Source organism: Chromobacterium sp. S0633 (assembly GCF_024158805.1).
Lineage (GTDB): Bacteria > Pseudomonadota > Gammaproteobacteria > Burkholderiales > Chromobacteriaceae > Chromobacterium.
Genome location: NZ_JAMZGH010000078.1, coordinates 1 through 12,362 on the forward strand (window position 1 = coordinate 1; position 12,362 = coordinate 12,362).

Annotated in this window: 12 protein-coding genes; all 12 read right to left on the reverse strand. The window is 66.1% G+C overall.

All coding sequences use genetic code 11. The annotated features are described in order from the left end of the window. Window positions 1-498: 498 nt before the first annotated feature. Window positions 499-1,986, reverse strand: a complete 1,488-nt coding sequence (locus NK214_RS24110) for a lytic polysaccharide monooxygenase (protein ID WP_253315708.1) — start codon at window positions 1,984-1,986, stop codon at window positions 499-501. A 263-nt stretch (window positions 1,987-2,249) separates the two neighbouring features. After that, window positions 2,250-3,713 (reverse strand): lytic polysaccharide monooxygenase, encoded by a 1,464-nt coding sequence (locus tag NK214_RS24115; RefSeq protein WP_253315709.1) that lies wholly within the window; start codon window positions 3,711-3,713, stop codon window positions 2,250-2,252. Window positions 3,714-3,850: 137 nt separating this feature from the next. After that, a complete protein-coding gene (locus NK214_RS24120) occupies window positions 3,851-6,115 on the reverse strand; it encodes an ATP-binding protein (RefSeq protein ID WP_227107115.1) in 2,265 nt (754 codons plus the stop codon). A 177-nt stretch (window positions 6,116-6,292) separates the two neighbouring features. Next, window positions 6,293-6,982 (reverse strand): response regulator transcription factor, encoded by a 690-nt coding sequence (locus tag NK214_RS24125; protein WP_199225803.1) that lies wholly within the window; start codon window positions 6,980-6,982, stop codon window positions 6,293-6,295. A gap of 260 nt (window positions 6,983-7,242) precedes the next feature. After that, on the reverse strand, window positions 7,243-7,701 hold the full coding sequence (locus NK214_RS24130) for a type II secretion system protein (RefSeq protein WP_253315710.1): 459 nt from the start codon (window positions 7,699-7,701) through the stop codon (window positions 7,243-7,245). Continuing rightward, window positions 7,688-8,074 carry a type II secretion system protein gene (locus tag NK214_RS24135; RefSeq protein ID WP_253315711.1) on the reverse strand — a complete coding sequence of 129 codons (387 nt, stop codon included), beginning with the start codon at window positions 8,072-8,074 and terminating at the stop codon, window positions 7,688-7,690. Before NK214_RS24135 ends, NK214_RS24130 begins: the two co-directional genes overlap by 14 nt. Beyond that, window positions 8,049-8,525 carry a type II secretion system protein gene (locus NK214_RS24140; RefSeq protein ID WP_253315712.1) on the reverse strand — a complete coding sequence of 159 codons (477 nt, stop codon included), beginning with the start codon at window positions 8,523-8,525 and terminating at the stop codon, window positions 8,049-8,051. Before NK214_RS24140 ends, NK214_RS24135 begins: the two co-directional genes overlap by 26 nt. Before the next feature lie 7 nt (window positions 8,526-8,532). After that, window positions 8,533-10,371 (reverse strand): secretin N-terminal domain-containing protein, encoded by a 1,839-nt coding sequence (locus NK214_RS24145; protein WP_253315713.1) that lies wholly within the window; start codon window positions 10,369-10,371, stop codon window positions 8,533-8,535. A 49-nt stretch (window positions 10,372-10,420) separates the two neighbouring features. After that, window positions 10,421-10,861: a hypothetical protein gene (locus NK214_RS24150; protein ID WP_235084223.1), complete on the reverse strand. Its 441-nt coding sequence runs from the start codon at window positions 10,859-10,861 to the stop codon at window positions 10,421-10,423. After that, window positions 10,858-11,448 (reverse strand): GspMb/PilO family protein, encoded by a 591-nt coding sequence (locus tag NK214_RS24155; protein WP_253315714.1) that lies wholly within the window; start codon window positions 11,446-11,448, stop codon window positions 10,858-10,860. The genes NK214_RS24150 and NK214_RS24155 overlap by 4 nt, the downstream gene beginning before the upstream one ends. Beyond that, window positions 11,445-11,978 (reverse strand): hypothetical protein, encoded by a 534-nt coding sequence (locus NK214_RS24160; protein WP_227107102.1) that lies wholly within the window; start codon window positions 11,976-11,978, stop codon window positions 11,445-11,447. The genes NK214_RS24155 and NK214_RS24160 overlap by 4 nt, the downstream gene beginning before the upstream one ends. After that, window positions 11,966-12,362 (reverse strand): hypothetical protein (locus tag NK214_RS24165; protein ID WP_253315715.1); only part of this gene is annotated, 397 nt, incomplete at its 5' end. The genes NK214_RS24165 and NK214_RS24160, both read right to left, overlap by 13 nt.

Sequence of the window (12,362 nt, forward strand, 5' to 3'; positions counted from 1 at the left end):
CGTTCGCCGCCGCGGCCGAAGGCGGCCTCGCCCAACTGACCCTGCCCGCCCAAGGCCGCCAACGAACTGTTCTGCAAGCCCAAACCCACGCCCGACACCACTGCAACCATTATGCGACCTCTCGAAAATCAGATTATTCGAGAAGTCTTATCTGGGAAATGGATGAAAAGTTTAGGATGAAATGCAAAAAACTCATGCCAAGGCGGCGGTAAAATTCACATTCTCCGTAACTGACTGGGTCAACTCTCTGTCCGCCATAGCCGCAGCCCGCCGCCAATAGTTATGCGGCTGTCTCCAAGCGCCTTGCGGCACCATGCCCAAGCTGCGCATGACCGACGACAATTTGCTCACGCCACAGACAAGGTGCGTGATGTAGCGTTTGGCAGAACGCCGCGCCTTGCTGAATGAACAGTTAAAAAAAGCCCCTTGCTCCAAGAGGCAAGGGGCTGTCATTTCCAGCCGGCGGCGCGCGGCCGCCGGCTGGATCAGACGCTTAGTTTAAAGCGGCGCCCACAGCGCGGGCTGCGAAGCCGGCGTCCAGCCTGCGCCTTCCCAAGCGGTATGCGGCTGCAGGCAGCGGTATTGCTTGCCTTCGAAGACGACGACCTGGCCGGCCTTGTAGTTTGCGCCTTCTTTCCAGGCGTCGCCCTCCACCGGCGGCGTGGTGCCGCTGTCGTCGGCCTTGACCGTCAGCGCATGCGCCGCGGTTTTCTCGCCCTTGCTGTTGCTGACCTTGACCTTGAAGCTGTAGGCGGTGTCCTGCTTCAGTTCCGGCGCCTTGAAATTGAGCGCGGCGGCGTTGAGCGCCAGGCCGGCGATCTTGGGCGTCACTTCCCACAGGTAGTTCAGATTGGTGCCGGAAGCGGCCGCGGCGGACAAGCTGACGTTGGCGCCGCTGTTGACGCTGGATGGGCCGCTGATGGTGACCTGGCCCGGAGCGATTTCGTCCGTCGGCGGCGGCTTGATTTCGCCCAAGGAGGTTTCGATTTCGAAGTTGTAGGCCTTGTTGAGACCATAGACCGCGTTTTCAGTGGCGCTTTCCAGCGGCTGAACCTGATTGTTCACCAGCTTGCCCACTTTGATGATGCTGGACTCCTGATTGACTTTCTGGGCCAGCGCGTACACCCATTTTTCCGGCTGCTGCTGACCGGCGCCCACGATGATTTCATGGCGCGCGATATCGCTGCCGCGAACGCGATCGAACACGCGCATGGTCACCTTCATGCCTGCGTTCAACACGACATTGCTCTTATTGACTACGCCGCTGTGTTGCCATTGGGTATTGCTCCGCACGATTTCCACGTCGGAGCAGGCATAGAACGCTTCGTTATTGTCGTTCGGGTCGCGCTGCCACACGTTGAACACCACTCGCTTGCCCTCCATCGTAGCCGGAATGGTCACTTGCAGATCCGTGTAAGCCACGGTGTGATTCGCCAGAGAGTCGCCGGGCTTCTTGCTCGGCGCTTTGGAATAACCCGCTTCGCCAATCAGGTCCAAGTCCTCCCAACGCAGGCCGTTGGCGGGGTTGTAGTTGTTATTGCTGATATAGGTCTTGAAATACTTGGTATCGTGCGGCGCGCTCTGAGCATAGCGGAAGGTCACGTTCCCATTAGTATCGGGGGTTAGTATCGTCGCCGTCGGCCAGTGCTGGGCATCGCCGTTGTCCAAAGCAGCCCAGTGAGCCTCGACTTTACCACCGGCGCAGAGCTGGCCATCCGCCACCAGATCATGATGTTTGCCATCGGAAGCGGCTTGAGCATTGGCGGTCCAGTCTGAAGCCGCCATAGCCGCAGGCCCACAATTCTTGAATTTAGGATTGCTCCAGGCATCGCCTTGAAGTTGGCAAGCCACTTCGCGGCTTACCGGGAAAGACATGGAGCCATGGGCGCTGGCGGTGGACGGGACAATGGCCATCAGGGAAGCGGCGATCTGGCTCAGGGCCAACACGGGCAGGACGAGCTTGCCGGCGGTGCGAGGTGCGGTCATGTTCTAAAACCTTGATCTTAAGGGTTGGGTTGCCGCCCTCCCTGGCCGCCGTCGGCCGAGGAAGGGCTTGTCCGCATTGTTCCAAACCCTTGCCCGCCGCCCAATCATTCTCAATAAAAGCTAAAGTTCAGCGATTTTTAATCAATATCGGCCATCAAACGGCAAAAGCCCAGCAGGCTTACGCCTGCCGGGCAGACCCCGAAACCGGGTCTTAAACCTGCGTCCAGCTGGGGCTCAGCCTGAAACGCGCGGCCATCCGGACATTACTTACCCTTGCACTGGCCATGCATGTCGGTCGAGCTTACCGGACGCCATACGCCCCACTGGCCGCCCGTGCCCGGCTTTTCGCCTCGGGTCCACCATCCGTTCATCCATTCCTCGCCCTGATATGTCACTTTGGCGCAAGGCTGGGCATAGGTCTTGGCCGCGTCCCAGGCACCGGCTACCGGCGGCTTGCCGCCTTCATCCTTGGCCTTGACCTCCAGCTTGTGCTCGGCGTTCTTGCTGCCCAGCGCATTGCTGACTTTGACCGTGAAGTTATAGCTGGTGTCCTGCTTAGGCTCCGGCGCCTTGAAATTGAGGGTGGCGGCGTCCAGCGTCAGGCCGGCGATGCTGGGCGACACCGTCCACCGGTATTTCAGATTGGTGCCGGCGGCGGCTTGGGCCGACAGGCTGACCATATCGCCGCTGTTGACGCTGCTCTGACCCTTGACGGTGACCTTGCCCGGCGCGATCTCGTCCACCGGCGGCTTGCCGCCCTCATCCGATTGTTCCAAGGCAAAGCTGTATTCCTTGCCCAGGCCGAACACGGTGTTGGCGGTGGCGTGCTTGACCGGCACCACTTGGCCGTTTTGCAATTGGCCCACCTTGACCACGCTGGATTTGGCGTTGACCGCGGTGGCCAGCGCATAGGTCCAGTCTTTGGCCGCGGTTTGACCGGCGGCGATCTTGATCGAATGCTTTTCAAGGTCCCCGCCCCGCAGCTTGTCGAAAACGCGCAGGGTGATGGTGGAGTCGGGCTTGGCCTCGAACGGGCTGGAGACCAGCGCGCCCAGCGGTTTGAAGTCCGCGCTGTTGGCCACGATGTTCACGTCCGAGCAGCTGTAGAAGGCTTCGGCGCTGTCGCTGCGCTGCCATACGTTGTAGATCACGCGCTTGCCCTGCATGCCGGCCGGGATCTTGACGTCCAGCTTGGTCTTGGCGCTGGGCGCCACCGCGCCGGAATCGCCGATCAATTGCAGATCGTCCCACTGCAGCGGACGCTTGAAGTCGTAGGAGTCCTTGCTGATATAGGATTTGAAATAGGCGGTCTGGTGCTGGGCGGACTGATGATAAGTCATCGTGTATTTGCCGTCCGGTCCCGGCTGTATGCTGGTGGCCGGCCAATCGACGCCAGCGTCCAGGCCGCTGAATCTTGCGTTGCCGCCGGCGCACAGCTTGCCATTGGGCACCACTTGCTGGTGATTGCCGCCGGCGCCGCCTTGCAGCACGCTGCTCCAGTCGTACATCGCCTGTGCGCCGCCGCTTTGCTTGACGGCCTGGCAACCCGGCGTTCCCGGATTTTCCGGATTGTCCGCGGTGCGGCAGTAGTAGATGCGGCTGATCGGCTCTTCCATCGTGCCGTGGGCGGAGGCGGCGGCCGGGGCCAGCAGCATCAGGGAAGCGGCGATCTGGCTCAGCGCCAGAGCAGGCAGGGCGAACGTGCCTGCGGAGCGGGGTGCGGTCATTGTTGAAACCTTAATTTAAGGGATTGGGTGACAGCCCTCTCCAGCCGCCATCGGCTGGGAAGGGCTTGCCCGCATTGTTCCAAACCCTGGTGCGGCCCCCAATCAATCTCAACAGAAGCTCAAGCCGGCGGCCGCGCCTAGCGCTCTCCTCCCTCGCTCTCCACCCACGGCGCCAGCAGCAGAAATTCGCTGCCCAGCCGGCTTCTGGATTTGACCTCGACACGGCCGCCGTGGGCCTGCATCACGGCCTTGACGAAGGGCAGGCCCAGGCCGGCGCCGTCGCGGCGGCCTTCATCCACCTGATAGAACGGCTCGAATAGCCGCGGCAAGGCGTGTTCCGGAATGCCTATGCCCTGGTCCACCACGCTGATGCCGGCCATGTCCCCCCAGCGCGCCAGCCGCAGCACGATGTGGCTGCCGGCCGGCGAGTACTTGACGGCGTTGTCCAGCACATTGACCACGGCGCGCAGCAGCATGTCGTAATGGCCGCGCACCCACAGCGCTTCCATCGCCTCCGGGCCGTGCAGCACGATGCGCTTTTGGCGGGCGCCGGCCTCGATCTGGTCCATCGCGTCTTCGGCCAGATCGGTCAAGGCCACCGGCAGAAAGCCGGCCGGGTCCAGTTGCTCGGCGCGGGAGAGGCGCATGAAGTCCTGCGCCACGCGCAGGCTGTAGTTCACTTGCCGGCGCAGATCGTTGAAGAATTGGTCCTGCCGCGGCCCGGTCTCGCCGCCGCGCTGTTCTATCATCGCCAGCATGGTGGTCAGCGGATTGCGCAGATCGTGCGCCATCTGCCGCAGCACGCGCCGGTCGCCGGACACGCTGGCCTTGACGCTTTGCAGGTCGACCAGGCTGATCAGACTGCTGGACAGGCCGTCGCACAGTTCCGGACAGGGCGTGACCAGCAACATGTGTTCGCCCTGGCTGCTGCGCACTTCCTCCACGCCGATGTTGCCGCTGTGAAGCGCTTTTTCGCGCGCCCGCCCGGCCAGGCCCAGCACCCAGGCTTCGGCCTCCTCCGGCGCGCCTTGCTCGCACAGCAGCTTGCGCGCCGCCTGGTTGCTGAGGATGATTTTGCCGCCCTGCTCGAAGAAGATCGGATAGGGCAGCATATTGAGCACGCTGACGTAGGAGTTTTGCCAGGCGCGCATCTGCCGCATCAGCCGTTCGATTTCGTCGGCGCCGGACTCAGGCTCCTGGCCGCGCAGCGGCAGATCCATGCCGGCTTCGCGCAAACTCTGCCGCATCGCCTCCATTTCCTGCCGCAGCAGGAGATGAGTCTTGGTCTGCCAGCGCCAGGCGCAGCCGGCGTAGATCAGCAAGCCGCCTGTCAGCGGCGAGCTGACCGGAATCCAGATCTGGGTTTGCAACAGCAAGAGGGTGGATGTCAGCCAGCAGCCGCCCAGCCACAGCCAGGCGCGGCCGTGCATGCGCGCCGGCGGCGCCAGCAGGCAGACCAGCAGCAGGCCGAACATGAGGCCGAAGTTGACCAGCAGCTTGTACGGGGCGGCCAGCAGGGTGACCGGCCCGTGGTTCATCAGGGTCTGGGTTTGCAAGGCCAGGATCTGGCTGCGGGTATGGCCTTCGCGGTCCAGCGGGTAACGGTTGGAGCGCAGGCCCTTGAACGGGTCCAGCGCCAGATGGCCGACAAAGACGATCTTGTTGTGAAACGCCTGCCGCGGCACCGCGCCGGTCAGCACGTCCAGCATCGAATACTGCTGGATGCGGTGGTGGGCCGGCAACACCAGCAGCCAGCCGTCGGCTTGCGGCGCGCAACGCCGCCAGAACGCGGTCAGACAGCGGGTGTTTTCCCGCGGCGGCAGTTCATAACCGGCGACGCGGATGGCTTCCATCACCATATGCGGCGCCAGCTTCCGGCCATGCTGCTTGTAGGGGACGATGCCGGTGACCACGCTGCGGTCCCCTATCAAGAGGTCGCGGTGCCCCAGCCCGGCCGCGGCGGCGTAAACGGCGGAGGGCTCGGGACCGTCCCGCCCCGGCGCGGCGGGGGCGTCGGGCGGCAAGGCCAGCACCACGCGGCCGTGGCGCCGGATGGCGTTCGCCAGCATGCCTTCGTCCCGGCGCGACAGCAGGTTCATGTTCAGCGCCACGCTGTCGGCCTGCTCCAGTCTTTGCAGCAGCACGGCGTAGAGCACGTTGCCGTTGACTTCCTCATGGCCCAGCGCCTGCACCGTGGCCTGGTCGACATTGACGAGCACGACATCGTGTTCGTCGTCTTCGGTCTGCAAGGCGGAGAGCAGTTCGAAGTACAGCCGGTCCAGCGAGTGGAACAAGGCGTCCTGGTTGGGGATGGCGAACACCACCAGCAGCAGGACGAAGGCGATCAGAAAGCGCGCGTCGTGCCGGTGTCCGCGCCGGAACGCTTGGCAAAGCCATTTCATAAGACGGCCCAAGCGCGAAAAAAGGACGCGGCCGGCCAAGCCGGCGCCTCATTCAAGGAGCAGCTCAAGGCGAGACCGGCCGAAGCCCTTGGGCGCGCATGCGGGAAATGCGGGCTCGGGAGACGGCCGTCGGCGCGCAATGCCAGAGTCAACGCGCAGCGGGTTGCAAGCGGGTCCTCAGACCCGCTCCAGCCGGTAACCGTAGTTGTACACGGTGGAGATCACCATGCCGTTGCGCGGCCGCAGGCCCAGCGCCGAGCGCAGATTGCTGACATAGGTGGCCAGGCTGGCGTCGTATTTGCGGTCCGCCTGGCCCCAGATGCGCTGGCTGAGAAAGTCCTTGGTCAGGATGCGGCCCAGGTTGCGGAACAGCAGCGTGGCCAACGCGAATTCCCGCGCTGGCAGCGTGGCGGCCTTGCCGCCGGGCAAGCTGACGCTGCGCGCTTCCGGGTGGAAGGTGTAGCCGCCGGCCTCGAAAGAGGCCTCCGGATTGCCCAGCCGCTGTTGCTTGCGAAACTGGGCGTTCAGCCGCGCCAGCAGCTCGCGCTCGCGGATCGGTTTTTGCAGATAGTCGTCGGCGCCATGCTCCAACGCCAATACGATGTCTTCTTCGTCGTCGCGCTGGGTCACCATCAGGATGGGCAGCGCCGGCGGCAGCTTGGCGCGCGCCCATTTGAGCACCTCGACGCCGTTTCGGCCCGGCACCTCCCAATCCAGCAGCATCGCGTCGCAGCGCTGCTGTCGGAATTGGGCGACGAACTGGTCGCCGTCGGCACAGGCGACGGCTTGATGGCCATATTGTTCCAGCAGCTTGACCACGCTGGCGGTTTGGAGCGGACAGTCTTCTAAAATAGCAACAATCATCATATGCGTTTCGGTTGAAAGCGACGGACTCGCGCCGGGAGCGGAAGCGGCGCGCCTTTGGAGCCGCGGCGCGGCCGCGGGCGCAAAAGCGTTGGAAAGCCGCTGTCATGGGTCGCCAAAGAGGGTGATTCTTACGGAAGCATGGTCCGGGAATCTATAGGAGTACTCCTAACTTTCTCAATAATTCCTAAATTAATCCGGATGCATTGAGCCGAAACAAGACGCAAATCATGCCTTTAGAATAAATCCGCCCGCCGCCGGCCTCACGGCGCGGCCGGCGCCAGGAACACCCATTGCCGATAGCTGCCCTTGTCTGCGAAATCGCCCAGCTCCGCGGCGAAGCCCCGCTGCTTCAAGGGCCGGCCTTCCGCCAGGCTGTGCACGCCGACGATGCCGCCGTCCGCGCCCTTGATCAGCCCCCATTCCGGCTTGCCCGTGAGCGGATCGGCGTAGAGGCGGCGCAGGTGGCGGCGGGTGAAGGGCACGCGTTCGTCCTTGAGCAGGGCGTCCAGCGTTTTGGGATAGGCCGGCGCGGGGCCGGAACGATGGTAGGAGGCGATGGCGCGCTGCAATTGCAGGCCGATGTGCAGCAGCTCTTCTTCCTTGTCGCCTTGTTGTTGCCGGCTCCAGGCGCCGGCCGCCGCGCCCAGGACCGCGCTCATGGCCAGCACCAGCGTCAGCGCTCCCAGATAGGCCAGCCCGCGCTGCTTACCAGCTGCCATAGCGGCTGCCGTCCAGGCCGGTTCCCGGCGCGCCGCTGGCCACGTCGCCGACGCCGCCCTCCTCCGCCGGTTTGGTTTGCCAGCCGTCGCGCCGGCCGGCGATGGGATCGAGCGGCAGTTCGCGCAGATAGCGGCCGGCCACCAGTTCTTGCAAGGCGGCCGGATTGGCGCCGTGGTCGGCGCGGTAGTCGTCTATCGCCTGGCGCAGCGCGGCCAGATTGTGGCGCAGCACGGTTTCGCGGGCGCGGTCCTGCTGTTTGAAATAGTTGGGGCCGATCAGGGCCATCAGCGCGCCGATGATGCTCATCACCACCAGCAGCTCAATCAGGGTGAAGCCGCGCGCCGCTTCACCATTGTTGGTAGGGTATGCCATTGATGCCCTTTCTGAGGCTCTTGGAACGGATGTCGTATACGTCGCCGCCGGAGGCGAAGGCTTCCGCCGAGCTGTCGTAGCCGCGCGTGTCCCAGCTCGCCGCCGGGTCCGCGCCGTCGCAGCTTTCGCACATCGGATCCGCCGGCAGACGGCGCAGGAAATAGAGCTTGCCGCCGGCGGCGTCGCTCTTGTCCGGCACGCCGTCCACCAGGCTGGCGAGGCTGGGCGGATAGCCGCTCCGATCCGGAGAAGCGTCTATCTTCTTGTCCGTCACCGCCTGCCGGTAGGCGTCGATGGCCGTGCGGATCTGGCGCAGGCTGTGGCGCAGCTCGGCCTCCTGGGCGCGCCGTCTGGCCAGTTCGCTCAGCGGCAGGCTGGCGCTCAGCAACAGCGCCAACAGGGTGAGCGCGGCCAGCATCTCGATCAGGGTGAAACCGGTTTGACGCGGCATAAGCACCTCAGGGCGCGGCCAGCGGGCTGTCCAGCGCCGGCGCGGAAGCGTCCCGCGCGGGCGCGGCGGCGGGCGGCTGCGCCTCGGTCCGCAGCGGTTCCACGCTCAGCCGGCTTTCGGTGCCGGAATGGAAATAGCTGTTGGAGGCGGCCGGCAGGTCCAGCGCCCGTTCTATGCGCGGGGTCAGCAGCAGGATCAGCTCGGTGTTTTCGACGCCGCGCTTCTGGCTGCCGAACAGGCCGCCCAGCCAGCTCAGGGTGCTGAGACCGGGCAGGCCGCTGCTGCTGCGGTCGTGCTGCTGTTTGACCAGGCCGGCCAGCACCTGGGTTTCGCCGTCGCGCGCGGTCATCACGGTTTCGGCGTTGCGGGTGCTCATCGGGTAGACGGTGCCGCCGCCGGCGGTCTTGACTTCGCTCTTGAGGTTGCTGACTTCCATATTGACCTTGACGCTGACCTCGTTGCTGAGGCTGATCCGCGGCTCCACTTGCAGGATCAGGCCGACGTCCTGGTAGTTGACCGATTCCGTCACCACGCCGTTGGCGTTGGTGGTGGTGACCACCGGCACTTTCTCGCCTATCTTGATGCTGGCCTTTTCCATATTGCGCACGCGGATCTTGGGGTTGGCCAGCACCTTGGTCTTGCCCTGCCTTTGCAGCAGTTTGATCGCCGCGCCCAGATCGCCGCCGTTGCTGCCGCCGACGCCGATGCCGTCGCGGTTCAGGCCCAGCAGATCGCCCACCGTCACCCTGTCCGAGCCCTCTTTCGGCAGCACCGAAAACCGCAGTTCCGCCGGATAGTCGACGCCGACGTCGAGCACGTCGTTGGTGTTCACTTCCAGCACTTGCACGTCCATGGTGACTTCGGACTGGGCGATGTCCAGGCTGGCCACCAGCCGCTCTATCACCGCCATCACTTCCGGCGTGTCGCGCACGATCACCGCATTGGTGCGCTCGTCCAGGTGAACGTTCTTGGGCGAGCTGATCTGGCGCAGCGCGGCCAGCACCTGGCTGGCGTTGGCCTGGCTCAGGTAGAAGGCGCGGGTCATGAGCTCCCGGTATTCCTTGGCTTTTTCCGAGCGCGCCGGATAAATCAGCATGCTGTGCCGGCTGAGCACTTTTTTCTCCAGCTGATGGGTGCGCAGCAACAGATTGATGGCGTCTTCCGCCGTGGTCCGGCTGGCGACGATGCTGGCCGGGGCGGCGACGGGCACTTCCGGATCGAACACGAAATCGATGCCGGCCAATTGCGAGATGGCGTCAAAGATGCTGGAAATCGGCTGAACCTTGAAGTTCAGCGTCACCGGCTGGCGCAACGCCTCGGCCAGGCTGGGGCCCGCGTCGCGGCGGGCGGCCTCCCGGCTTTGCAGCTCGTCGCGCAAGGCTTGCGCCTGCCGGTAACCGGGCTGCTCCTGCAGGATGCGGCCCAGCCGCTCCAAAGCCTCTTGCGGGCGCTGCGCGCCGATCTCGGCGGCGGCGTCCAGCTCCAGTTTCAGCCGCAGCCGGCGCTCCAGCTGCCGTTTCAGCTGCTGGGCGCGCATATGTTCCGGCGCCAGCGCCAGCAGCCGGCTCACCTCCGCCAGCGCGGCCGCGTCGTCGCCGGCGTCCATCTTGGTCTTGGCCACCCGCAAGGCCTCCTCCGCCAGCGCCGCGCTCTTGGCCACGACGTTTTTGCGGCGTTCCACATCGTCGGGCTTCTGCCGCAAGGCGGTTTCGGCCGCGCGCAATTGTTCTTCCGCGCCGGGCTGATCGGCCGGGCCGAAGATTTTCTTGACCGGTCCGGGCAGCGCGCATCCGCCCAGGGTCAAACCGAGGGCGAGGGCCAGCAGTGTGGGTTTGCAATGTTTCATGATGCCTAATGCCTGGTGAAAACGGCGTCGTCGCGGTGGCGGCGACGCCTCAGTGAGCCAATGGAGTCAGCGGGATCGAGTGCTCCCGCCCTTCGGCGTCCAGCAGCAGCGCGCGCTCCGCCTCCAGAGCCTTGAACGTGTATTGCTCCGTCAGCCGGGCGCCCGGCTGCAGCGCATTGGGCGTCTTGCAGCCGACGCAGAGCAGGTAGCTGCGCGCCCGGCCTTCCAGCACCACCACGCGCTGGCCGTCCTGCCGCCATTCGCCCACGGCGCTGAACGGCGGCGGCGCGGCTTCCAGCGGCGGCGGCAAGGGCGCAGCCAAGGCCGGAGCGGCGTCCGCCGCCGGGACGACGGGCTTGGCCTCTTCGCGCAGCGACGCCCAGCTCTGGACCGGAAACAGGTCGACGCCGTCGGCCCGCGGCTCTTGCGCCTGGGCCAAGGCCGCCCAGGCCAGCGCGAGGCCGCTCAGCCAATGGGCCCGCCGCCTCATTGTCCGGCTCCCAGCAGGCTGAAGTGCATGCGCATGCTCAAGGTCGCGGTATCGGTTCGCGCCCGGTCCAGCGTCAGCGCCTCCAAGCGCAACAGCGGCTGCGCCGTCAGCGCGCCCAGCGCCGCCGTCAGTTCCGGATAACGCCCGCTGGCGCTCAGCTCCACCGAGACGCGGCGCAACGCGCCGCCGGCTTCCGCCTCTTCGCGATAACTGGCCTCATGCACGCTCAGGCCGGACTGGCGCAGCTGCTCCAGCAAGGCCAGCTTGCGCGGGGCCAGCGCCAGCCGCAGCTGGGCCTGCCATTGCCGCTCGCGCCCCGCCGTCGCCGGCAAGGCGGGCGTCGGCGCGCTCAATTGCTGGCGGCGCTGTTGCAAATCCGCCTGCCGCGTCTCTTGCTCCAGCGCGCCGAAGACCAACAGCAGGCCGCAGGCCGCCAGCGACAGCCGGCCGCCGCGCCCCAGCCGGCAGGCCAGCGTCTGCCGATGCCAGCGCAGCCGGGCCCGCCAATGCCGTCCGCCGCCGGCCGGCCGGCCGCCGCGTTTAAAGGCCGCCAGCCGGCGGCCGGCGTCTCGCATCCAGGTCCTCATCGCTCAGCCACCTGCACCGTGGCCAGCACCGCCTGATTGGGATCGCCGGGCTTAAGCCCGTGCCGCAGCAGCCGCGCCCGACCATGGCCGGACGACTGGTTCAGCCTCTCGACGAAATGGAACACTTCCCGCACGTCCGCCGCGCTCAGTTCCAGCCGGGCCTGCTTGCCCGCGCCCTCAAGATGCAGGGACAAGATGCCCAGCCGCGGCGACCAGGCTTGTTCTATCGCCCGCAGCAGCGCCGGGCGCAGCCGGGTTTGATCGTCGCCCTGGACCAGCAGCAACGCCTGGGCCTTGCGCGCCTCCGGCGAGGCGGCCTGGGCGCGGCGCTGTTCGCGCTCGCGCAGAAACCGCTGTTGCTCCTGCCGCCGCTCCCAGGCCGCGGTGTCCTCCGCCAACCGTTCCAACTCCCACTGCCGCCAGCCCAGCGCCGCCAGCAGCATCAACAAGAGCATGGCGGCGACGCCGGCCAGCGGCGCGCTCGCCTCGGGGCGGCTGAAGTCCAGACCGCGGGCGTTCAGGCGGCGCATGGCTGGCTCGCAAGCAGGGGATGGGCAAAGCCCAGCCAACGCGCCCGCGCCGCCGGCGGCTGTGCCGCCGGGCCATGGGTCGCGCACCAATCGTAGTCGCCGCCGGGCTCGCGGCCGCACAGCGCCTCCGCCGCCGCCACGCCCTCGGCCGCGCTCTGTCCCGGCGCCAGCGCCAGGGTGATCAAATCCTCCCAGCCGCGCTCGCCGCGCCACAGGCAGGTGACGGCCCCGGCCTCCGCCAACACCAGCGCGTCCGACGCCAACGCGCGCGGATGGGCTTGCAGGCAGGACGACAGCAGATCGCGGCAGCCGGCCAAGCGCCAGCCGGCCGCCCGCGCCGCCGCGCTCAAATCGGCCAGCAGCGGGGCCTGGGCGGCGAAGGCC